Annotated in this window: 23 protein-coding genes; 10 read left to right on the plus strand and 13 right to left on the minus strand. The window is 70.3% G+C overall.

What is annotated here, in order from left to right; translation table 11 throughout:
* Window position 1 precedes the first annotated feature (1 nt).
* From ACFOYY_RS20860 to ACFOYY_RS20870, 3 genes are read right to left on the minus strand one after another with little or no spacing between them, the layout of a single operon-like run.
* Window positions 2-1,987, minus strand: coding sequence for a hypothetical protein (locus ACFOYY_RS20860; RefSeq protein WP_386190992.1), 1,986 nt, complete (start codon window positions 1,985-1,987; stop codon window positions 2-4).
* Window positions 1,984-3,003 carry a hypothetical protein gene (locus ACFOYY_RS20865; RefSeq protein WP_352012962.1) on the minus strand — a complete coding sequence of 340 codons (1,020 nt, stop codon included), beginning with the start codon at window positions 3,001-3,003 and terminating at the stop codon, window positions 1,984-1,986. The genes ACFOYY_RS20860 and ACFOYY_RS20865 overlap by 4 nt, the downstream gene beginning before the upstream one ends.
* 36 nt (window positions 3,004-3,039) lie before the next feature.
* Window positions 3,040-4,461: a hypothetical protein gene (locus tag ACFOYY_RS20870; protein WP_386190995.1), complete on the minus strand. Its 1,422-nt coding sequence runs from the start codon at window positions 4,459-4,461 to the stop codon at window positions 3,040-3,042.
* A gap of 236 nt (window positions 4,462-4,697) precedes the next feature.
* Here ACFOYY_RS20870 and ACFOYY_RS20875 point away from each other — a divergent pair, with 236 nt between their 5' ends.
* The 4 genes from ACFOYY_RS20875 to ACFOYY_RS20890 all read left to right on the plus strand — a co-directional run bounded on the left by ACFOYY_RS20875 (window position 4,698) and on the right by ACFOYY_RS20890 (window position 8,862).
* On the plus strand, window positions 4,698-6,092 hold the full coding sequence (locus ACFOYY_RS20875; RefSeq protein WP_386190998.1) for a DUF4407 domain-containing protein: 1,395 nt from the start codon (window positions 4,698-4,700) through the stop codon (window positions 6,090-6,092).
* A gap of 8 nt (window positions 6,093-6,100) precedes the next feature.
* Window positions 6,101-7,576 (plus strand): protein kinase domain-containing protein, encoded by a 1,476-nt coding sequence (locus ACFOYY_RS20880; RefSeq protein ID WP_386190999.1) that lies wholly within the window; start codon window positions 6,101-6,103, stop codon window positions 7,574-7,576.
* Window positions 7,577-7,682: 106 nt separating this feature from the next.
* Window positions 7,683-8,477 (plus strand): GntR family transcriptional regulator, encoded by a 795-nt coding sequence (locus ACFOYY_RS20885; RefSeq protein ID WP_352012958.1) that lies wholly within the window; start codon window positions 7,683-7,685, stop codon window positions 8,475-8,477.
* A gap of 37 nt (window positions 8,478-8,514) precedes the next feature.
* Window positions 8,515-8,862 (plus strand): VOC family protein, encoded by a 348-nt coding sequence (locus ACFOYY_RS20890; RefSeq protein WP_352012957.1) that lies wholly within the window; start codon window positions 8,515-8,517, stop codon window positions 8,860-8,862.
* Here the strand turns inward: ACFOYY_RS20890 and ACFOYY_RS20895 are convergent.
* On the minus strand, window positions 8,849-9,445 hold the full coding sequence (locus tag ACFOYY_RS20895; protein ID WP_352012956.1) for a TetR/AcrR family transcriptional regulator: 597 nt from the start codon (window positions 9,443-9,445) through the stop codon (window positions 8,849-8,851). The genes ACFOYY_RS20890 and ACFOYY_RS20895 overlap by 14 nt on opposite strands.
* A gap of 239 nt (window positions 9,446-9,684) precedes the next feature.
* Here ACFOYY_RS20895 and ACFOYY_RS20900 point away from each other — a divergent pair, with 239 nt between their 5' ends.
* The 4 genes from ACFOYY_RS20900 to ACFOYY_RS20915 are packed head-to-tail and all read left to right on the plus strand — an operon-like array spanning window position 9,685 to window position 11,154.
* Window positions 9,685-10,095 (plus strand): hypothetical protein, encoded by a 411-nt coding sequence (locus tag ACFOYY_RS20900; protein WP_352012955.1) that lies wholly within the window; start codon window positions 9,685-9,687, stop codon window positions 10,093-10,095.
* Entirely contained in the window at window positions 10,096-10,413 is a 318-nt protein-coding gene (locus tag ACFOYY_RS20905; RefSeq protein WP_352012954.1) for a hypothetical protein, read from the plus strand.
* On the plus strand, window positions 10,410-10,655 hold the full coding sequence (locus ACFOYY_RS20910; RefSeq protein ID WP_386191005.1) for a hypothetical protein: 246 nt from the start codon (window positions 10,410-10,412) through the stop codon (window positions 10,653-10,655). The genes ACFOYY_RS20905 and ACFOYY_RS20910 overlap by 4 nt, the downstream gene beginning before the upstream one ends.
* On the plus strand, window positions 10,633-11,154 hold the full coding sequence (locus ACFOYY_RS20915; RefSeq protein WP_352012952.1) for a peptidoglycan recognition protein family protein: 522 nt from the start codon (window positions 10,633-10,635) through the stop codon (window positions 11,152-11,154). Before ACFOYY_RS20910 ends, ACFOYY_RS20915 begins: the two co-directional genes overlap by 23 nt.
* A gap of 463 nt (window positions 11,155-11,617) precedes the next feature.
* On the opposite strand, the gene ACFOYY_RS20920 is transcribed toward ACFOYY_RS20915, so the two are convergent.
* The 8 genes from ACFOYY_RS20920 to ACFOYY_RS20955 all read right to left on the minus strand — a co-directional run bounded on the left by ACFOYY_RS20920 (window position 11,618) and on the right by ACFOYY_RS20955 (window position 18,359).
* Window positions 11,618-12,103 (minus strand): Ohr family peroxiredoxin, encoded by a 486-nt coding sequence (locus ACFOYY_RS20920; RefSeq protein ID WP_352012951.1) that lies wholly within the window; start codon window positions 12,101-12,103, stop codon window positions 11,618-11,620.
* Complete coding sequence (locus ACFOYY_RS20925) at window positions 12,100-12,849, minus strand: hypothetical protein (RefSeq protein ID WP_386191009.1); 750 nt, start codon at window positions 12,847-12,849, stop codon at window positions 12,100-12,102. The genes ACFOYY_RS20920 and ACFOYY_RS20925 overlap by 4 nt, the downstream gene beginning before the upstream one ends.
* Entirely contained in the window at window positions 12,842-13,747 is a 906-nt protein-coding gene (locus ACFOYY_RS20930) for an RNA polymerase sigma-70 factor (RefSeq protein ID WP_352012949.1), read from the minus strand. The genes ACFOYY_RS20925 and ACFOYY_RS20930 overlap by 8 nt, the downstream gene beginning before the upstream one ends.
* Before the next feature lie 91 nt (window positions 13,748-13,838).
* A complete protein-coding gene (locus ACFOYY_RS20935) occupies window positions 13,839-15,590 on the minus strand; it encodes a ferritin-like domain-containing protein (protein WP_386191012.1) in 1,752 nt (583 codons plus the stop codon).
* Window positions 15,583-15,813 (minus strand): hypothetical protein, encoded by a 231-nt coding sequence (locus ACFOYY_RS20940; RefSeq protein ID WP_352012947.1) that lies wholly within the window; start codon window positions 15,811-15,813, stop codon window positions 15,583-15,585. The genes ACFOYY_RS20935 and ACFOYY_RS20940 overlap by 8 nt, the downstream gene beginning before the upstream one ends.
* A 61-nt stretch (window positions 15,814-15,874) precedes the next feature.
* Entirely contained in the window at window positions 15,875-16,297 is a 423-nt protein-coding gene (locus tag ACFOYY_RS20945) for a cupin domain-containing protein (RefSeq protein WP_362917494.1), read from the minus strand.
* Window positions 16,298-16,300: 3 nt separating this feature from the next.
* On the minus strand, window positions 16,301-17,062 hold the full coding sequence (locus ACFOYY_RS20950; RefSeq protein ID WP_386191017.1) for an SDR family oxidoreductase: 762 nt from the start codon (window positions 17,060-17,062) through the stop codon (window positions 16,301-16,303).
* A 118-nt stretch (window positions 17,063-17,180) separates the two neighbouring features.
* Entirely contained in the window at window positions 17,181-18,359 is a 1,179-nt protein-coding gene (locus ACFOYY_RS20955; RefSeq protein WP_386191020.1) for a low temperature requirement protein A, read from the minus strand.
* A 153-nt stretch (window positions 18,360-18,512) separates the two neighbouring features.
* On the opposite strand from ACFOYY_RS20955, the gene ACFOYY_RS20960 reads away from it, so the two are divergent.
* Together ACFOYY_RS20960 and ACFOYY_RS20965 are read left to right on the plus strand one after the other, a co-directional pair.
* Window positions 18,513-19,337: an SDR family oxidoreductase gene (locus tag ACFOYY_RS20960; protein WP_386191022.1), complete on the plus strand. Its 825-nt coding sequence runs from the start codon at window positions 18,513-18,515 to the stop codon at window positions 19,335-19,337.
* An 89-nt stretch (window positions 19,338-19,426) separates the two neighbouring features.
* The gene (locus tag ACFOYY_RS20965; RefSeq protein ID WP_386191025.1) at window positions 19,427-19,609 is read left to right on the plus strand and encodes a hypothetical protein; all 183 of its coding nucleotides are present in this window, start codon (window positions 19,427-19,429) and stop codon (window positions 19,607-19,609) included.
* Between the two features lie 42 nt (window positions 19,610-19,651).
* Here ACFOYY_RS20965 and ACFOYY_RS20970 read toward each other — a convergent pair whose 3' ends face one another.
* A complete protein-coding gene (locus tag ACFOYY_RS20970; protein ID WP_386191028.1) occupies window positions 19,652-21,451 on the minus strand; it encodes an ABC transporter ATP-binding protein in 1,800 nt (599 codons plus the stop codon).
* Between the last annotated feature and the right edge of the window lie 42 nt (window positions 21,452-21,493).

Below are 21,493 nucleotides of genomic sequence, written 5' to 3' on the forward strand. Positions count from 1 at the left end.
CTCACCGATACATGATCAAATAGGGGATGGCAGCCCCGATGAAGCCAAAGAGCAGGAGAAAGAGCACGAAGAGAACCGGCCGGGGAATGAGCGGCTCGGAGCTCCGGCGCTCCGGAGCCGGCCGGAACCGGGAGAGGAAGCCTTCTCGCGGATGCGAACGCTGGTGCTGGTGCGAGGGGGACGACGAGGCGGGGCTCAGTCCTTCCAGCGGCCTGACAGCCGGGAGGTGGGCGACCGGGGGCTTGACCGGCTGGGGGCTGACGGGCTGGGGATTCGGTTCGGGTGGCGGCAGCAGTTGGCCGACCACGCGGTTGAGGGTCTTGGTGGAGAGCCGGGCCCGCTCAAGGAACTCGCAGAAGGCGCTCATCACGACGTTCCGCGCGCCCGGCCCGTACAGGTCGACTGCGGCGGCGACGAGCCCCGCCGACTCCGGCGGGAGGGGAAACCTGAGCACCTCCTCAAGCTCGGCGCGCCCGAACGACCGGCCGTAGGCCGCGACCAGCAGGCTCTTGAACCAGGCGAACCGGATCTCCCCGTCGTCCGGATGGACGGCCCCGATCGCGGCGGCGAGATAGCCGTGCTCCCGCAGCGCCGGGGCGATCGCCGGGTCCTCGGCGGCGTCGCCGCCCCTCATGACGAGCTCCCGGTAGACCAGCTGCACGATCGGCGGGTCGAACGGTTCCGCGGCAGCGGCCCTGACCAGGTCCCCGGTCTGCAGTTTCCGCAGTACGTCCGCCTTGCGCTCGTTGTCGGAACACAGCGGCAGCAGTCTCACCACGACGCCGGGCTCGGCGGGCATGCGCAGCATGGCGTTGACCAGCGTTTTGCTCAGCCCGCCCAGCTCCTCCTGAATCCTCCCCACGCCTTCGACGGTGAGCTCGGGGCCGTACCCGACGGCCAGGACGGTGTCGTAGAGGAAGGTCTCCAGGCGTTTGGGCAGCTTCGGGTACTCCCACAGCAGCCGCTTCACCCTGATGGTCTCCCGGTGGAGGCGCCGGTCCCCGTCGAGGAGACCGGCGGCGGCGTTGAGCCTTCCCAGGCGAGCCTCAAGCTCGTCGTACCGTTCCTGCTCAAGAAGGTCGGCGCAGGCCTTCAACGCCTCACCGACCTGCGCGGACGACCACCTGACGGGCATCAGCGCCGTCGCGCGGCTCGCCTCGTCGAGCAGGGTGAGGACCCGCTGCTGGGCGTCCTTGAACGACAGCGGCTCGGTCTGCCTCGCGAGCCTGGTCACGGCCTCCTCCGGGGAGAACGCGTCGAGCAGTTCCACATACCGGCCCGCGATGTCACGGCGGGCGGCGACGGCGTCGTCGGCCTCCCAGGTGACGGAGTACGCCCCCTCCCTGGTGTGCTTGGCGAACGAGAGCTTGATCCGGTGCTCGGCGGAGCTGTCGGTCCACGTCGAGACCGTCAGCCGTGCCCGCAGGCCGTACGGCAGGAGCGCGGCGACCGTGTCGAGGAAGCGCAGCCGTTCGCGCATCGAGACGGCCTCGCCCCGCAGCACGCAGACCTGCTCGTCCGTCAGCAGCAGCGCCGCGGCGTTCATCGCCGTCCTGTCGACCCGGTCCGCGATCACCCTCGGGTCGAGGACGGGGACGCTCACGTTGAGGGGACCGTCGACCGGCAGCGTGCGGCCGACGAGGGCGTCGTAGAGCCCCTCGTAGGAGACCGGGCCGTCGGCGACCTGACCGTAGGGCACGCAGAAGTAGCGGGTGTCGGCGATCGGCCTGCCCAGCCGGTCCCTGCGGTCCGACCACTCCTGGATGGCCAGGCCGATGTAGGGGGTGTCGATTCCCCCGACCCAGCTGACCGTCACCTGGGGCAGGTCCGTGGGGGTCCCCGGCGCGTAGCGGGTGACGATCTTGACGAAGTCGTCGTGACCCAGCCGCCCCCTGCTGCACGCCAGGATGTTGTAGTCGTCCCTGGTGTCGGAGAGCTTGCCCCACAGAGCCCATTCCGCTGCGAGCCGCACCTCCCCCCTGGTCATCGGACTCCCTTCGCGTCCCCGTTCGACGACAGCTGCTGCCCGAGCCAGAGCATCGGCTCGACCACGTTGATCGGGTGCGCCTGCCCGCGGATCTGGTAGCCGCTTCCCGGCGGGGTGTGCGGGTCCCGTACGCCGCCCGCGCCTCCGAGCGCCTCGGGGATCAGGTTCTGGAAGTCGTCGGGGTCGAAGGTCCCCCTCATCGGGTTCAGGTAGAAGCCGATCGACGAGGTCACGAAGAACTTGATCCGGTCGGGGTGGAAGAACTGTTTGAGGGTGGGCAGCACCATGTTCGCGTTTCCGCTGGCCGAGACGGTGGACAGGGCCTGGAACAGCTCCTCGGCGTCCTCCTCTCCGACCCGGGGGAAGCAGTGGGGGTCGGCGGGGTCGGGGCTCAGCAGGCTCAGGCTCTGCGCGGTCTTCAGAACCCGCAGTTCGTCGAACTTGGTGACGCAGACGGCGAGGTGGTGCGGCAGCATGCCGTCGGCGAACTCGTCCGTGGCGAGCATCCGCTGGGCGAGGTCGGCCAGCACTCCGTGCAGGTAGGCGAAGGCGTCCCCGTCCTCGAACTCCCGGATCGGGTCGAAGAGGAAGACGATGCCCCTGCTTGAGGCGAGGTTGTCGAGCAGGTCCTCCCGGTCGGTCCCGCGCCCGCGCTTGGAGTGGTACGAACGGCCCGGCGCGTCCAGCACGTCGATCCCGATCTTCCAGGCGCGCTCCTCCTTGCGCCTGCGCCCCCATCGTCTGGGCTGCGGCTCCGGCTTCTTGCTCAGGAACCAGCGGTAGTGGCCCAGTGCCCCGGTCGCCGGGGGGAAGCGCTGGTCGTGGGAGAGCGCCGTGGTCATCTCGATGAGGAAGTCGGTCGAGGGACCGTCGGCCCCGATGACCCGCCACGGCCCCTTCTTGAGGATGAGAGCGATGTCGAGGGCGGCGAGGAACGTGGTCTTCCCGCTGCCCGGCGCCCCCCATATGGCGATGTTGTGATCGGAACGTGCCGGTTGTCCCAGGTCAGGGTGCACGGTGAGCCTCATTCCATCTGTTCGCTGACATCTCACTCACGGCGTCTCGATCAGGGGGAAGGGGATCCGCTGGGTCCGCGACGCCATCAGGCCGAGCCCGGCGCCGAGTTCCCGGACGTCCACCGCGTCGTCGAGCCGGACCAGCCCGTCCCGGCCCAGGCGGGACCAGGCGGAGCCCTCCCGCCCCGGAGGCCGGTCGCAGATCGCCCCGAACACCAGGCCGGGGTACTGCTCAAGCCTGCGCACCTGCTGTTCCCAGTCGATCCTGCGCGGGCAGGGCAGGACCTCCGAGTGGTGCGCCCTGGGCGGGTGCGGCGGCCCGTCGCCGACCGTGAGCAGCGCCGTACGCCCCTGGAAGGCCGGGGGAAGGCGGCTCGCCACCTCGGCCAGCATGTCCTCGACCATCGCCGCGCCGGTGTAACCCCGGTAGACGGCCTCGCGTTCCCTGACGCGTTCCTCCAGGAGTTCCAGGGACCGCCGGGCGCGTTCTGCGGGCACCTGCCAGTCCGCGACGTCGACCGGATCGTCGAGAACCTTCCGCTGGAAGGAGTGCGCGCCGTAGGCGACCAGCGACACCTGGAGCCGGTCGTCCAGTTCGCCGGATATCGTGGTGATCATCTGGCTGACGCGCCGCAGCCTCTCGTGCACCCGCTCGGCCGCCCCGCTGACCTCGACGGCGCAGATCAGATGCGCGGGCCCGACCGACGGTTCGAGCCGGTACGGCACCGCGGCCACCAGTTCGGTCCAGCTCCGGCCGCCTCTGGTGAGACCGGGCAGACCGGAGAAGCGGACCCGGCCGGGCCGTTCCAGCTCGGCGGTGATCTCGTAGCGTCCCGGTGGGACCTTCGCCGTGTGGACGGACAGCGGTGTGGGCCGCCGGTCCTGCCACGCCACGACCACGAACGCCGTGCCCTGCTCGTCGCTCGGCTCGCAGCGGACGGTGACGGCGGAGGAGCTGCCGCGCTGGGTGTCGATCGCGAACAGCGGCGCGCAGGTGAGTTCGAGCCGGTTGGTCGCCGGGTGGCGTCTCAGGACGACGAGCTCGTAGGACCGGCACAGGGGTTCGTCGGCGACGACCTCACGGAGAAGCGTCTCGACCCGCACCCCGGAGCGGGTGAAGGAGAAGGCCCGTGGATGGGCCGCCCTCAACCACTCCATCGCCTCCTCGGCCCGGGAGTCGCCCGGAGCCGAGCCGACCAGCACCACCGTGGTTTCGGCGGAGGCCCGCACGGCGTCGAGAACCGTCTGTCTGTCCCCGGGACCTCCTGGGGTGTCCTCCGAGTCGGTCCAGCGGACCACCTCTCTCCCCTGGCCACGGGGTGTTCCCGCCTCGTCACGGTGCAGGTCGAAGACGGTGACGCCCTGAGCCGCGACCTCCGCCACGCACAGGCGCCTGGTGCCGCCCAGCTCGGCGACCGCTTCGGTGAAGGTCTTGCGGAGCAAGCTCGATTCGGTCAACTAAGACTCCCGTTGCCACATCTCCCCAAAGCCGGTCTTGTTCCCCGAATAGTCACCTATGCCGTCAAACCGAAAAAACGACACAAGTCAGAAATTTTGCTATATTTCGCCGTCATTCACCGTGCTCATATTTGGCAATATGCATAGCCTATCCTGGCCCTGTACTGGTAGATCTGATACGAGGCAATCATGGTGCTCACGATCCGAGCAGGGGAGCCATTCCCGAGAGGAAACATGTGAGAAAGTTTCTGATCACCCTGTCCGGGGCCCAGCCCGACATCGTCAGGAGCTGCCCGACCGAGCACGGCAAGTTCGAGGGTATCGGCGGCGCGGTCCTCACCACCGGTGTGCTGGCCATTGTCTCGATGACGTTCGCCCTGTACAGCGCGCTCGGCGTCAGCATCTTCCTCGCCGTACCCGCCAGCGTCCTGTGGGGCCTGGCCATCATGAGCCTCGACCGGTGGCTGGTCGGTTCCATCCAGACGGACGGGCCACGCCGATGGCGACTGGTCATACCGAGAATCCTCATGGCCGTGCTGCTCGGCGCGGTCATCTCGACCCCCCTCGTTCTGCAGATCTTCAAATCCGAGATCGACGCCCAGATCGTCCAGATCAGACAAGATCGCGCCAATAGCTTCACCCGCGAGCAGAAGAAAGGCGACATCGGCCAGGACGTCACCGCCCTGCGCCAGTCCGTCGCCGATCTGCGGAAGGTGATCGCCTCCCAGGGGGACGTGCCGCAGGACCCGGCGAAAGACCCGAAAATCAAGGCGCTGACCGCCGAACGCGACGCGCAGAAGAAACAGGCGGACGAGTACTACGACAAGTGGCAGTGCCAGCTGTACGGCGGGCCGACCTGCCCCCGCAAGGGCGACGGCGTGGTGGCCAAGGCGAGCAAGGCGGCCTACGACAAGGCGAACTCCCGGCTCGACGCCCTCAACAAGCAGGTCGAGAAGCGCAAGCGGGAGCTGACCGCCAACGACGAGACCACCAAGCAGATCCGGTTCGAGGCGGCCAAGGCCGAACTGCCGAAGGTCCAGGAGCAGCTCGACGCCGCCGTACGACGGCAGAGCGACCTCCAGGAGTCCTTCGACGCGGAGAACAGGTCGGCCAACGGACTGCTGATCAGGCTGCGGGCGCTCAACGAGGTCTCCGGCAGGGACCTCACCCTCAACGCGGCCCGTCTCCTGCTGTTCCTGCTGTTCCTGCTGATCGAGTGCCTGCCGGTGACCGTCAAGATGATGCAGAAACCCGGCAACTACGAGAAGATCCTCGACCTGGCGGCACGACACGAGTTCCGTTCCGTCAAGGACAGCTTCGTCCCGGGCGTCCGGACCGAGGGAGCCGGGGCGTCCCCGGCCATGGGGGAGATCTGGCGCCGGGACGCCGCCCCCTCCCCGAAGCCCGACACCCCGGGCACCGTCCCGATGCCGCCTCCCCGGTCCGACGCGCGGGACGGCTCCACCACCTTCGAGACCCGGCCGGACACCCTCGATCCTGACGACGGGCACGTCTCCCTGGAGGACGAGGCGCTGCGTCAGATGCCGGACACGTGGGTGACCCGCACCACCGTCTCCGGCCAGGGCGCGGAGCGATCCGGCGGATTCGAGCTGTTCCCCGACGACGAGTGAGCCGTCATTTGATCAGAAGCCGTTATCGCCTGCTGTCCACGCTCGCCCAGGGAGGCATGGGCGCCATCTGGCTGGCCAGGGACGTGGTGCTCGACCGCCATGTGGCGCTCAAGGAGGTCGTGCTGACGCCGTACGGGGAGGACCTGTCCGTACGCACCGAGCGGGCGCTGCGTGAGGCGCGCGCCGCGGCGAGCGTCGGCCACCCCGGCATCGTCAAGATCTACGACGTGTTCCTCGAAGAGGGCAGGCCCTGGATCGTCATGGACTACATCAAGGGCCGCTCGCTCCTGAACCTGATCGAGGACGGCGGGCTCGGCGAGCGCGAACTGGCCAGGATCGGCGTCCGTGTGCTCGACGCGCTGAGCGCCGCGCACCGCGCCGGTGTCGTGCACCGCGACGTCAAGCCCGCCAACATCGTGATCAGCGAGGAGGGCGAGGTGTTCCTGGTGGACTTCGGCATCGCCCAGATCAACGGTCTGAGCGGCCTCACCACCCACAACGCCCTGGCGGGCACCCCGGACTTCATGGCGCCGGAACGCGTCAACGGCGGACGGACCGGCCCGCCCGCCGACCTGTGGTCCCTGGGGGTCACCCTCTTCCACGCCCTGGAGGGATACTCCCCCTTCCGCCGCGACAACGCCGCCGCGACCATGGGCGCCGTCCTCACCCAGCCACCGCCGCCGCTCTCCCGCGGGGGACGGCTGTCCGAGGCGGTCGTACGACTGCTGGAGAAGGACCCGGCCAGGCGGATGGGCGCCGACGAACTCGCCCGCGTCCTGAGGTCGGTCGTCGCGGGCCCGATCCCCCCGCCGCCGCCTCGGGAACGACAGGAACGCCGGGAACCCCCGGAGCGCCAGAACCGTCAGGTCACGGAGCGGCGCGCCGTCGACCCGCGGAAGGCCGCGCGCCGCCTGGGCGCCATGGCGGCCGGACCCGCCGCGAGACTCCTGGAGACGCTGCCCAAGGAGACCGCCCAGCAGGTGGTGTCCCTGCTTGAGCCGCGGACCGCCGGAGGAATCCTGCTGGAGCTCCCCGAGAGCCAGGCCGCCGCCGTCCTCGTGGGGCTACAGGTGAGGGACGTCGGCGGTCTGCTGGAACGAATGGCCGTCGTCCCCGCGCGGGCCGCCTCGGTGCTGCAGATGATGTCCGCCGCCAGGGCGGGCCGCGTGGTGGACTACATCCGCCTTGAGGAGGCCTCCGCGATCGTCGGCGCGCTGCCCTCCGGTGAGGCGGCGCGTATCCTCGCCCACGCCCACGTCCGCACCGCCGCCGGGATCGTCAGGGAACTCTCCGGAACCCCGGCCGCCGTCCGGCTCGTCGAGGCCATGCCGCTACGCCGGGCCTGCGACGTCCTCTGCTACGTGCCGCCCGCGGTCGTCGCCACGGCGCTGCGGAACCTCCCCTCCGGGCTCGCCGAACGGCTGCTCGACGGCCTGGACGACAGGACCCGCGGCCTCGTCCTGCACCACCTGAAACGCCCCTGAGCCGTGGAACGGACCCGCGAGGGGCGACGGTCTCGATACGATCAATGGAAATGTCCCGGTCAGTGGTAGTCCGCCGCGAATGCCGACCCAAGGGGGAAACAAGAGGATGAGCGGCTCGCCGGCCCGCCGCACCCCGCGTGGCGCCGCGGGTGGGTTACCCCGCGTCGGCAACGGCTCCCTGGCCGAACGGACCACCCGTGCCCTCCTTGAGGCCATCATGGAGCGCCGCTTCCCCGGCGACCGCCTGCCCAACGAACCCGACCTCGCCGCCCAGCTCGGCGTCAGCCGCACCACCATCCGTACGGCGCTGCAGACGCTCGGACGGCTCGGCGTCGTCAGCAGGGCGCCGGCCAGGGGCACCCAGATCCGCCCCCACGTCGGGCGTGAGAGCATCCTGCTGCACCGCCTGGTCGGCTTCCGCGGACTGCTTGAGGCCAACCACGACGAGGTGCGCGTCGAACAGCGCTTCGAGGTGCGCGAACACCCGACCCCCGCGGGCATGACGGCCCTGGGCATCGGCGAGGACACCCCGATGGTGGCGCACGACAAGGTCATCTTCGCCGACGGGCGCCCGGCGGTGCACCTGTCACAGGAGGTGCCGCTCGGCTTCGTCGCCGAGGAGGTACGGCGCAGGCTCGTCGCGGGGCACCGCTTCGACCCCCCGGACACCATCTTCGAGTTCAGCCGGTCATGGCCGGGCCGGGAGATCGACCACTCCCTCGTCGAACTGGTTCCCGCCGTGGTGCCGCAGGCCGCCGGGTTCCGCCTCGACATGGCGCCGGGCACGCCGTACATCGCGATGCGGGAGGTCCACTACGCGGCGAGCAACGAGGCCGTCGCCTACTCGGAGGAGACCGTCGACGACTCCCTCATCCGGTTCAGGATGGTCCGTACCCGCTGATCCGGTATGAAGGAGACCGTCCTTCGGGGAGGAAACCATGAGCGTTCGCCGTGTCGTGCCGGACATCCATACGGAGTCCATGGAACAGAGCCGTGACTTCTACGGCCTGCTCGGCCTCGTCGAGGTCATGGACCTGGGGTGGGTCGTGACGATGGCCTCACCGGCCAACCCGACGGCGCAGGTCATCCTGATGGGACCGGAGGCGAGCGCCACGGTGCACCCCGACGTCAGCGTCGAGGTGGACGACGTGGACGCGGTCCACGAGGCGCTGGTCGCGCGGGGCGCGAAGATCGTGCACTCCCTGCGGGACGAACCTTGGGGGGTGCGCCGGTTCTTCGTGCTCGACCCGAACGGCAAGGTCGTCAACGTCGTCAGCCACCGGTGACCGGCTGGGCCAGCAGCAGGCCCGCGCAGCGGGCGACGAGGTCCTCGGCGTGGGCGGGGATCGCGCCGCCCGCCTGGTGGTGACGGCGCACCGTGGCGTAGGGGAGATCGACGGTCGCCAGCACCAGCCGCTCGACCTCCGGCGGTGTGCCCGGCCCGAGGCGCCTGGCCAGGGCGACGAGGGCCTCCTCGATCCGGCGGTTGCCGGTCCTCAGCCGTTCACGGGCGTCCCGCGGCCAGTCGGACTCGCCGAAGTCCGCGGGGCCGTACAACAGGACACGGGCCTGGAGCGGGTTGGCCCGGCTCCACGCGACGACGTGACCGGCCGCCGCCATGACGGCCCGCTCCGGCGGCTCCTCGTGCGTCGCGGCCAGGAAACCCTCCTGGAAACGGTCGACGGTGCGCAGCCACAGCGCGGCGAGCAGAGCCGCCCTGCTGGGGAAGCGGTGGTAGACCGAACCGCTCGGCGCCCCCGCCTCACGGGCGACCGCCGCCATGGTGACGCTCCCCGGCCCCGACCGCGCCGCCAGCCGCACCGCGGCGTCGAGGAGCCGGTCGACATCGTGCTGTGACGGTCTTCCCACGGCCCAAGAATACGGGTGGGGAAACACGACCCCCACGGTGCGTGGCAGTGCGTGGCGGAAGAGTCACTGGCCCCTTACCGGAAGCCCAAGAATCGGCTCGCTATCTGTACTTTCCGTATTACATTAGTCACTCTCTGTATAGACGTCGTGCACGGCACGCCCTAGGAAAGGAAAGCCGATGTCGACCGGACCACGCTCCGTCTCCTTCTGGAGCGGCCCCCGGGGACGGCACTGACGTGTTGCGCCGGCTCATTCACCGATTCGACCGCCGGGTCGGCTTCCGCGGATCGGTGTTGCTGTTCCTGGCACTGTGGAGCGCCAGCCAGGCGATCCGGCTCGCCTGGCCCGACCCCCTGGTCACCAGGACCCCCACCTACGTCTACCTCGCCAGCGTCGCCCCACTCGGGATGCTGGCCGTTCCCTGGGCCGCCTGCGCGATCATGTGCGGCATCCAGGCCTTCACCATGACCGACTGGGTGGCCTTCGCCCTCGCCGCAGGCGTCCTGGTCGCCTGGGCCGTGATCCACCTGGTGGGCGGCGTCAGGGGAGCGATCCCCCAGGCGTACTGGGCCTGCGTCGTGCAGGTGGCGGTCGCGAGCCTCATCCTGCGCCTGTCGCGCTGGCCCGAGCCAACAGAACGGGGGCACTGAATGGACCCTGGCGTCATCGTCGGCGCTGCGGGCGCGCTGGCCGGCCTGCTTTCCACCGTCTACACCGCCCGACAGGCCAGAAGAGCCGCGGAGGACCAGGAGGCCGCCGCCGAACGCGCGGCGCTCCGCCAGGTCGAACAAGGCGCCTACCAACGGGCGAGCGCCTTCGACGTGGACACCCAGATGCGCATGCAGGCCGAGATCGCACGCCAGGCGGAGCAGATCCGCACCCTGCAACGGCAGGTCGCCAGACTGACCCGGCAACTCACCCATGTGGGCCTGGTCCCCGACATCGACGACGAGGAAGAACACGCGTGACCCTGCCCACCACCGCGTACGGCCTGCCCGGCTCGTACGGCGCCGCGGGCCTGTTCGGGGCGACGCCTCGGAGCAGGGCCGTGACCTGGAGCGACACCGCGAACCTGTGCGGAATGACACCTCAGGACGACACTGCGAGCTCGTTCGGGGCCTCGCCCCAGGACCAGACCGCGATCCGGAGCAACACCGTGAGTCCGAACACCGACAGAGGAGATGCCCATGAGCATGCTCAGCCGCCGTGACTGGGGGGCCAGGCCCCCCAAGGACGCCTACACCACGCTCACCCACACCAAGGGTGTCAAGATCCACTACACCGGCGACCACGTCGATCCCGCCCTGGCCAGGGAGCACGCCAGGTGCGTGGCCACGGTCAAGGCGATCCAGGACCACCACATGGACGGCAACGGCTGGATCGACATCGGCTACTCGCTGGTGGTCTGCCCGCACCGCACGATCTTCCAGGGCCGGGGCGCCGGGCACCTGCCCGCCGCCAACGGCGCCGGACTCAACTCCGACCACTACGCCGTCCTGGGGCTTGTCGGCACCTCCGGCCTGACCCAGCCGCCCGACGACATGCTGCTGGGCATCCTCGACGCGATCGACTACCTCCGCGAACACGGCGGCGCGGGCAACGAGGTCAAAGGCCACCGCGACGGCTACTCGACCGACTGCCCCGGCGAAGCCCTCTACAACTGGCTCAAAGCCGGCGCCCCCCGCCCCAAGACCGACGAGTCCCACTGACCGACGTGCTCCCCGCACGTGCGGGGAGCACGCCCCGGGGCCCCGGGCCCGCGCCGGTCGAGCCGCGACGGCTCACACCGGACGGCCCGCCACCGAGACAGGCCGGGCCCGGTGGGCGCTGATGGTCATGGTCGTCCCGGTTCGGACGGCGGGCGGGAACACACGTCGTTCGATCCGTGAAGTCGGGACTCCTCACCTGGGCTGGAATTCCCGGGAACTTTCGTCCGGGCCGAAATTTCCGAGGTTCTTCATTCGGACCGTGAGTCCCGGGTTTCGGAGCGACCGTGAGCCTTCACATAAGCCCGCACAAGGCCGTGTAGGAGCCGGAGTTCGGAGAGGCCGGGCATTTCGCGGAGGACGGGTCCCCGGCGCACGGAAGCCGCCCGCGGTGGCGTGCCCGAGCCGCACGTCAGGAGGTACGGCGGGGCGACGTTCCACCGCCCGCCGTACCGGCCTCAGGAGCTCAGGGGGCGAGGGTGAGGGTGGTGGGGATGCCTTGGCGGGTCATTTTGGTGTAGGGGCACAGGGCGGCTGCCTGGGTGAGGAGGGGGTTGGCCCTGTCGGGGGTGGCTCCGGGCCAGTTGACGACGAGGTCGGCGCGGAGTTGGTACCCGCCGTCCGCCGGGTCGCGGCCGAAGGCGACGGTCGCCTCGACCGTGATCGCGGCGGGGTCGAGGTGGTGCTGACGGGCCAGCAGGCTGAGGGCGCCGTGGAAGCAGGCGGCGTAGCCCGCGGCGAAGAGCTGCTCGGGGTTCGGCCCCGTGGCGTCGCCACCCAGTTCCTCGGGCATCCGCAGCTCCAGGTCAAGGGCGCCGTCCGCGGAGCGGGCCCGGCCGGTGGCCCGGCCGTGGGCGGAGCTGCCGCCGCTCACCTCGACACTCGTGACGTAGAGCGGTTTGAACGCCGAGCCGTCGTAGTCGTGGTCCGTGGACAGGATCGGGTCGTTCACCGGTACGCCTTCCGTGGCAGCGGACGATGCCACGGCCGCAGTTTGTCGGGGTTCAGCACGATCCACACGGCGGTGACCCGGGCTCCGGCGACGCTCATGCCGACCACCGCCACGGCCTGGCCCGCCTGGCGCAGCACCAGGCCCGTCCGGCCGTTCACCGACTCGGCGGTCACCTCGGTGCCGGACTGGCCGGTCAGCAGGGCGACGACGAAACAGGCGACCGCGTCCGCCCCGTGAACGGGATGTACGGCGGCGCGTAGTTTGCCGCCTCCGTCGCTCACGGCTGTCGCGTTCCCGGCCAGGATCTCCCGCAGTGCCGTCACGTCCCCCAGGCCCCAGACCTGGGCGAACCGCCGTACGACACGGTCGTGCTCGGCGAGGGCCCGCGGGTGTGCCGAGCCGACGGCGAGGGCCCGTGGGCGCGCGGGTTCGGCGGTGAGGGCGGGCGGACGCGCGGGGCCGACGGGTTCCGGCCGGTGCTCCGGGGCGGCGACGCCGGGGACGGGAGCGGGGGCCGGGGCGGCGAGGAGTTCGAGGCAGATCCCTCCGGCCACCTTCGTCAGCCAGGCGCGGGGCACCGTGATGGCGCCGCGTTCCGCCTCGTCGAGGGTGTACCAGCGGCGGTAGGTCTCCTGGACGATCCGGTCGGCCATGGGTTCCGAGCCCAGCATCCACAGGGCGATCTCGATCAGGTGCCGACGTTCGTTGAGCATCTCCGTCAGCGTCCCGGCGCTCACCTCAGCCATGTCCCACCGCCCCGACCGTGCGAGGCCGTGAGCGTTCGAACGCGTCGAGTTTGGCCGGGTTGACGACCCACATGACGTGGTGGATGCCCTGTGGGGAGGCGTCGATGGTGAGGAAGGTGGTGCCGTGGTTGCGGGGGACGATCACCCCGGCCCTGCCGTTCGCCTCGACCCAGGTGATGTCGGCGCCCGGCCAGAACCGCGGCGCGTAGGTGGCGACGAACTTCGCCACCCGGGAACCGCCCGTGATGGGGAAGCGCGCCGCCCCTCTGATGCCGTTTCCGTCGGAGGAGCTGACGACGTCCGCCGCGAAGAGATCTTCGAGAGCGGCGACGTTCCCCGTCTCGGCGGCGGCGAGGAAGACCTTCAGCAGGCGCCGGTGCTCCGTCTTGTCGATGGGCTCGCGGCGCTCGGCGGTCAGGCGTTTACGGGCGCGGCTCACGAGCTGGCGGACGTTGACCTGGCTGAGCTGGAGGATCTCCGCGATCTGCGGATAGGGGTAGACGAAGGCCTCACGGAGCACGTAGGCGGCCCGTTCCGTCGGGGTGAGCCGCTCCAGCAACAGCAGGAAGGCGAATTCGAGTGCCTCCCCGCGTTCGGCGCCCAGGGTGGGGTCGAGGCTGGTGTCGACGGGTTCGGGGAGCCACGGCCCTATGTAGGCCTCACGGCGTGAGCGGGCGGACTGGATGACGTTGATGGACAGGCGGGTGGTGATCAACGCCAGGAAGGCCGAGGGGTTCTCGACGGTCGCGCGGTCGGTGTTCTGCCAGCGCATCCAGACCTCCTGGAGGATGTCCTCGGCCTCCGTCACGCTGCCGAGCATCCGGTAGGCGATGCCGAACAGGCGCGGACGCAGCTCGACGAACGCGGAGGCGACCTGTTCCAGGGATTCCGTACGCATGTTCACCCGTGCCTTCGCTGCATCGGCGACAACCTGTCCACATTGATTCCCCGGCCGGCCGGTGATCCGTCACACGACCGGCCAAAACGGCCTACGCTCCGCCGTCGCACAGCGGCCCCGGCTCCTCCCGGAAGTCGATCCTCCGGTGGGTGCCGTCGCACAGCGGTTTGTTGCCGGAGTGGCCGCAACGGCACAGCGTCATCCTGTTGCGGGTCTCCAGCGGCTGTCCGTCGGAGCGGGTGACCGGCACCCGTCCGGTGACCCACAGCGCGCCGGCCAGGCCGTTCTCCTCCTCCAGGACCGAGACGGCCTGCGGGAGGTCGGGTTCGACCGTCTCGCCGCCACGGCTCAGGGCGTAGCTGTAGGAGCCGGAGGGACAGTGGTCGATGCGGCCCATGATGTCGGAGCGCACGTCGCTGTCGTCGGTGTCGGCGAGCATCTCGGCGATCGGCCTGGTCCGCCCGACGCAGAAGGCCGCGTGGACGCACAGCTCCCCCACCCGCTGGGCCGAGATGCCCACCCCGTCGTGCACGTGCTGCGTCTCCCTGTACGGCGGGGCGACGGCGGCCTCCGTGCCGTCGAACCCGACCGCCGCGTGGGTCCCGTCGCAGAACGGCTTCGACGAGGAGTGCCCGCAGCGGCACAGCGCGTAGGTGTCCTCGGTCTCCAGGTGTTCGTGGGTCTGCCAGGTCAGCGCGTCGTTCCCGGCGGAGACGATCTTCCGCTTGCGTCTGAGGGGCACGCCGCCGTACACCACGTAGGGGCCGTCGCGCAGGACGACGATCCGCCGCCGGCCGCCGACGCTCCACCGGCGCAGTTCGGGCGCCACGTACTCGAAGGTGGGACCGGCGTCGGGCGTCTCCATCAGGGCCTGGGCCTGCGCCTTGAGCGCGTACATGGTGCCGGTGGCGACCGAGAGCATCCTCGGGCTGCCGTTGAACGCCTGTTCCAGCAGGTGCAGAAGGGCGCAGTAGGTGTGGTTGAACTCCTCCTGCGCGGCGCGGGCGGGGCTGCCGGGCGGCGCGGGCCTGGGGTCGCGCCGCATCGGACGCACCCCGGCCAGGTCGACGGAGACGGCCTCACCGGTCGGCCCTGACTGCGGGGTGTCGCCACGTCGGTAGCGGCGGCCCGCCTTCAGCTCCTGGAACCGGTAGTAGTGCGCGACCTCGTCCCGTTCCGGGTGGAAGACGTCCCGGTCTCCGTCCCAGACCTCGTCGTGGTCCAGGCCCTCGCCCTGTTCGACGATCTCCGCCAGCGCCGTCAGCGCGGACTTCAGGCCGTCGACGACGACCAGCCGCCCGGCGGTGTGCCGGAAGTGGGCCGCGTGCACCTGGCGTGCGGGGTCGCCGCTGAAGACCTCCTGTTCACCGAGCCGGTCGCACAGCAGCCGCAGTCCCTGTTCGACGGCGGCGTAGAACTGCCCGATCGTCTCGTAGCCGTCGCTCTCCGCAACGGCACCGGCGGGCGCGGGCCGTTCGATCCGCAGGAACATCTCCAGTGCCTCCGGCCCGAAGGGGACCAGGGACAGTTCGATGTCGCTGTGGGGCAGCCGCCGGGGATGCGATGGCAGCATCTCCGGGGTGTCGAGGCGCGGTCTGCCGCCGACGGCGTTGAGCAGGTTCGCGGCCAGCGTCAGGTGCAGCATCTCCTCGGCGAAGACGCTGCCCACCACCTCGACGGCCTCCCGGTTGCGCTCCGGGTCCAGCGAGTACAGCGCGCACAGGTACGGCGGCAGCGTCGCGTGTTCCAGCTCGATCGCCCACTGCAGGTGTTCCCTGAGGCTGTCGAGCGTGTCGATCCCCCCGTTGACGCCCCGGCCGTCCCGGACCGGGTGTTCAGGCACCGTGACCGCCGGGCCGGGAGTCGTCCTCCAGCACCTCGACCGCTTCGAGCAGACCCCGCAGGCCGATCTCCTCGCGCTCGGCGTCGGTGGGGTCGAACAGCCAGTCGGTGACCGGCAGCCCGGCCACCTCCTCGGGATGGCTCGCCTCGACCTGGGTCAGTTCGATCTCGACCTCGGCCTGGAGTTCGTACAGGAACTCGTTCTCGGCGTTCGGGGTGCTCATCTTTCCTCCGCGTGTGGTTCGAACGCTCCGCCGTACGGCGTGCGGGCGGTGTGGGCCGGGGTCAGGCGGGGCGCGGGGCGCGACGGTCCCCGCGCTGGGCGAGTTCGTCCTCGTCCACGAGGGTGAGCATCGGTCTGCCCGGCTCGCACAGCATCGTGACGGTGAACCGCAGCGGGACGTCGTCGCGGTTGTTGCCGTCCTGGTAGTGGATGACGTCGCCGCCGGGCTCCCAGAAGGCCTCCCCGGCGCGGACGACACGCTCGGGCTCGCCCTCGATCTCGAACAGCATCTCGCCCTCCAGGACGTAGCCGAACGCCGGTCCCGAGTGGCGGTGTGGCGGAGTGCCCGGGTCACCGGGCGGGAACTCGATCACCACGGTCATCGCGTGCGCGCCCCGCGGGATGAACGGCGGTTCCGCCTCCTGCAGCATGGTCAGCGCCGTCTGCCATGCGTTCGATCCTGGTTTCCGCGTGCCCTCGGACATGGGTCACCTGCCCTGGGCCTGCGCCGTACGGCCTGGCCAGTCGCGGTAGCGGATCCGGCCGAGGGTGGCGCCCTCCTCCGGCACCAGGGTCCGCTCCTCCAGCTCGCTGCCGAAGTAGCGCGCGTGCGGGTCGGTGACCACCTCGCGGGGGTCACCCCATTCGGCCAGTACGCCGCGGAAGAACTCGTCCATCTGGAACCGTTCCGGACCGGCGATCTCGATCCTGCCGTTGATCGGCGAGCCGACCGCGACCTTGCCGACCTCCTGCGCGACCTCGTCGCCCGCCATGGGCTGGAAGCGCACGGGCGCCACCCGCACCTTGTCGCCGTCCGTGGCCTCGTCGGCGATGTGCCGGACGAACTCGAAGAACTGGGTCGCGTGGACGAGGGAGAACGGGATCGACGACTTCTCGATCAGCTGTTCCTGGGCGATCTTCGCCCGGAAGTAGCCGTTCTCTGGCAGCCGTTCCGTGCCGACCACCGAGACCGCGACGTGGTGACCGACGCCCGCCGCCGCCTCCGCGGCCAGCAGGTTGCCCGTGGAGGTCGTGAAGAACTCCATCACCGCGGTGGCCTCGAAGGAGGGGGAGTTCGACACGTCGACCACGACCTGGGCGCCCTCCAACACCTCCGCAAGCCCTTCACCGGTGAGGGTGTTGACCCCGGTGCTCGGCGCCGCCGCCACCGCCTGGTGACCGTGTTCGTTCAGTTTCGCCACAAGCTTCGACCCGATCAGGCCGGTTCCACCGACCACGACGATCTTCATGGCAGACCCTTTCCGCTTGTCCTCTGTCCGCCGGGGCACCCGTGTGCCAACCGGTCGCCAGCTAAGACAGGGCAGCCCCCGAGCCTGTGACAGCCGTCGCGAAAATCTTTTTTGACGGCTACGCCGCCTCCTGCCGGGACGCCCTCCTCGCGGTGGTGATCGTCACCGCGACCAGCAGGACGCAGACGGCCGTGATCGCCCCGACCACGGCGGCCACCCCGATCGCGGGCGCCGCGAGGGGCAGCGCCAGGACGGCGACGACACCGCCCAGTGCCGGGACGGGACGGATGACGGGCTCCGCCGTGATGAGTCTGTGCAGGGCCCAGAGCATGGCGAGATACACCCCGGTCGGGATGGCGACGGCGTAGCCGAGGGCCGACGGCGACGCCGCCACCGCGTGCCCGCTCTGTTCGACCGCCACTTCGAGCCCGGCGCCGAGGGCCGCCAGGGCCGCGAAGATGACATAGTGGCCGTACCCCCACAGATACGACCGGTCGCGGCGGTCGCTGAGGCCCTCCCCCGCCTCGGTGAGGAAGTAGAGCCACCACAGGGCGAACAGCAGGACGAGGGCGCAGACGGCGATGACCACGAAGGACGCCTTGATCTCCGCCGCTTCGAGTGCCCCCGCGACCCCCCGGCTCGCGGCCAGCACGCTCTCTCCGAGCAGGATGATCGTGAACAGGCCGTAGCGTTCGGCGATGTGGTGCGGGTGCCAGTTGGTGGACCTGACCCGTTCCGCCCACCTCGGCACCGCGAGTTCCAGGACGACCAGGCAGACGAAGGCCGGCAGCCAGGCGGACTCCGGCAGGACACCCGTGTCCGCGAGGACGAGCCGCAGCACCCATCCCACCTGCAGGACGGTGATGCCGGCGGCGTAGCGCAGCGCGGTGCGACGACCGGCCGGATCTTCGAGACCGGCCCGCACCCACTGGGCGACGAGCCCGATCCTCATGATGATGTAGCCCAGCGTGACGATCCCGTAGTCGGAGTGGTCGGCCGCGGCGGGCACCCCGGCGGCGAGCGTCAGCACCCCGCCCATCTGGACCATGGTCAGCAGCCGGTAGAGAACGTCGTCGGTGTCGTAGGACGAGGCGAACCACGTGAAGTTCATCCACGCCCACCAGATCGCGAAGAACACCTGCAGGAACGGCACCAGCCCGGTGAGGCCGTGACCGGCGGCGACGGCGTGCGCGAGCTGGGCGGTGACGGCCGCGACCGCGACCACGAAGGTGAGGTCGAACAGCAGCTCCAGCTGGCTGGAGACGCGGTGCGGCTCGTCGATGGCGCGAGCGGTCATCCGGACCCGGATCCGGACGGACGTGCTGGCTGGTGGCACGGTCTTGCTCCTGTCGTTCGCACCTGACTGGTTCGCCATAGTCTGACCTGCCTGAAAGACAGGGCGGCGTCCCGGTCTGTGACACCTCACCGTCTCCGGTTACGGTGACGGCCCATGAGAATCTGCATCGTAGGCGCCAGCGGCTTTCTCGGCGGCGAACTCCTACGGCGGGCCGCCACCGGCCATGTCGTCGCCGCGACCTATCTGAACCGCCCGGGAACGACGGCGGGGGCCGACTGGCTGCCGCTCGACGTCCGTGACCGTACGGCCGTGGCCGACCTGGTCAGGGCCTTCGCCCCCGACGTCGTCGTCAACGCGGCCTACGACCAGGCCGACTGGACGACCACGGCGCTCGGCGCCGCCCACGTGGCCGTCGCGACCCGGGAGAACGGCGGGCGCCTGGTGCACGTGTCCAGCGACGCCGTGTTCTCCGGCAGGGCGATCACCTACACCGAGGACGACGTCCCCGACCCGATCACCCCGTACGGAGCGGCGAAGGCGGCAGCAGAGGTGGCCGTGCAGGTGATCGACCCCTCGGCCCTGATCGCCAGGACGTCCCTGATCGTCGGGGACGGCGGCTCCTCCCACGAGGCCATGGTCCACTCCCTGGCCGCGGGCCGTACGCCCGGAGCGCTGTTCACCGACGAGGTGCGCTGCCCCGTGCACGTCTCCGACCTGGCCTCGGCCCTGCTGGAGCTCGCCGCCTCCGGCCGTTCGGGGGTCCACCATGTGGCCGGGGCCGACGCGGTGAGCCGCTACGACCTCGGTCTCCTGATCGCGGAACGCGACGGCCTGGACCCGGCTCGCCTGCCCTCCGGCCGCAGCGCCGACCTCCCCTCGCCCCGCCCCCTCGACGTCCGCCTGGACTGCTCCCCGACCCGGCGACACCTGCGAACGAGACTGCGCGGCGCACGGGAGTTCCTGCGGAACGGGGCCTGACCTGGCACGCCGTACCCTCTGACGTCGGCCGAGCCGACGGCGGCAAACCGCCTTTGCTGGCGATCGGCGAGGTCAAATGGAACGAGACGATGGGAAACAGCCACCTCGTACGGCTGCGGCGCATCCGTGATCTCATCAGTCAGGGCGACCGGTACGACACCTCTCACACCCGCCTGGTGTGTTATTCGGGGTCGGGCTTCACCGGCGAACTCCTCCAGGTGGCCCAACAGGAGTCCGCCGAGCTCATCTCCCTCGACCATTTGTACGCCTGAGAACATTCAGAACCTCAAGGGGGCCCCGCGGGTCCTCGGCTGTCAGGCGAGCAGCTGGTTGTGGGCGAGTTCGCGGTAGAGGGGGGAGATCCTCAGGAGTTCCTCGTGCCTGCCCTGGGCCACGACCCGGCCGTTCTCCATGACGATGATCGAGTCGGCCGCGACCACGGTCGAGAGCCGGTGCGCGATCACGATGATCGACTGGGTGCCGTCCTTGGCGCGCAGGACGTCCTGGACGACCTTCTCGTTGTTGCTGTCCAGGTTCGAGGTGACCTCGTCCAGCAGCAGGATCGGCGCGTCGGCGAGGAACGCCCGCGCGATCGCCAGCCGCTGCCGTTCGCCACCGCTGAGCAGCACCCCGACCTCACCGACCTGGGCGTCGAGGAAGTCGTCCGTCGCGGGCAGGTTGACCCGGCGCAGGGCCTCAAGGCACCGTTCCCGGCTCGCGGTGTGCGCGCCGAGCAACAGGTTGTCCCGTACGGTGCCGGACAGCGCGGGCGCGTCCTGCTCAACGTAGGAGATCTGCCCGCGCAGCTCGTCGCGTGACAGCCGCCGCACGTCCTCACCGAGGAAGCCGATCTCCCCCTCGGTGACGTCGTGGAACCGTTCGAGCAGGGCGAAGAGCGTCGACTTGCCCGCGCCGGAGGGGCCGACCACGGCCGTCGTCCTGCCGCCGGGGAAGTCCAGGGTGACGTTCCGCAGGGCCCAGGCCTCGCCGTCGGAGCCGTTCTCCGTACGCCTCGGGTAGCGGAAGGAGACGTCCCTGAGCGTGAAGACCGGCTCGCCGGGGGTCGTCCGTGCGGGCAGGGCCGTCAGCGGGGTGTCGGTCTCCGGCTCCATCGCCTGAATCTCCATGATCCGGGTGAGCGAGCCGAAGGCCTCGCCGAGCAGGGAGACCAGGCCGCCGAACACCGTGATCGGGGTGGCCATGAGCAGCAGATACATGATGAAGGCGCTGAGCTGGCCGATGGTGAGCGAGCCCGCGGCGACCCGGATCGCCCCGGCGGCGACGACCGCGACGAGCAGCAGCTGTACGGCGACGCCGGAGAAGGTCTGCACGACGGCCCGCAGCCGGGCGACGGCGAAGCCCGCGTCGAGGGCCTCGCGGGCCCGTTCCACGGCGGAGTCGGCCTCGCGGGTGGTCGAGACGGTGGCACGGATGGTCCGTATCGCGCCGAGTGCCCGGGTGACGACGGTGGCCAGGTCGCCCACGGCGTTCTGCGCGCGCAACCCGGCCGGGCGGGTACGCCGTCCGATCAGGTAGACCGCCACGATGACCACGAAGATGGCCAGTGCCGCGAGCGCAAGCAACACCCAGTCGATCAGCGCCATCATGACGATGGAGACCAGCACCGTGATCAGGCTGGTGGCCAGCTCGACCAGTCCCGAACTGAGGATGGACCGGGTCTGGGAAACGTCGGTGGTGATCCTGGAGACGAGGTCGCCGCGCTCACGCCGTTCGAGCACGCCGATCGGCAGCCGGTAGACGTGCCTGATCAGCCGTTGCCTGGTGTCGAAGGCGAAGCGTTCGCCCGAGCGCTGCAGGACGTACTGTTCGAGCCCGTTGAGGGTGGCGCTGGCCACCAGCAGCGCGAACATGAGCCCCAGCGCCCCGTACGGCACGCCCCCGGCGAACCCGTCTACCGTCGAGGAGACCAGCAGCGGCTGCAGCGCCGCGAGCACGGTCGAGGCGGCGCCGAACGCGAACGCCACGACCATGCTCGGGCGGTACGGCCTCAGCAGGGCCAGCGCCTGCCGGAACCCGGCGACCTGGGGTGCCGCCTGTCCGGACCCGGGGGTGACGTCCGGTGGCACGGTCTCCTGCGCGACTACGGTGGTCACGGTATACGACCTCGTTTCCGGAAATTTCAGGAAGTTGTGGGG

The sequence above is a fragment of the Streptosporangium jomthongense genome, from assembly GCF_042650425.1.
Taxonomy (GTDB): Bacteria; Actinomycetota; Actinomycetes; order Streptosporangiales; family Streptosporangiaceae; genus Streptosporangium.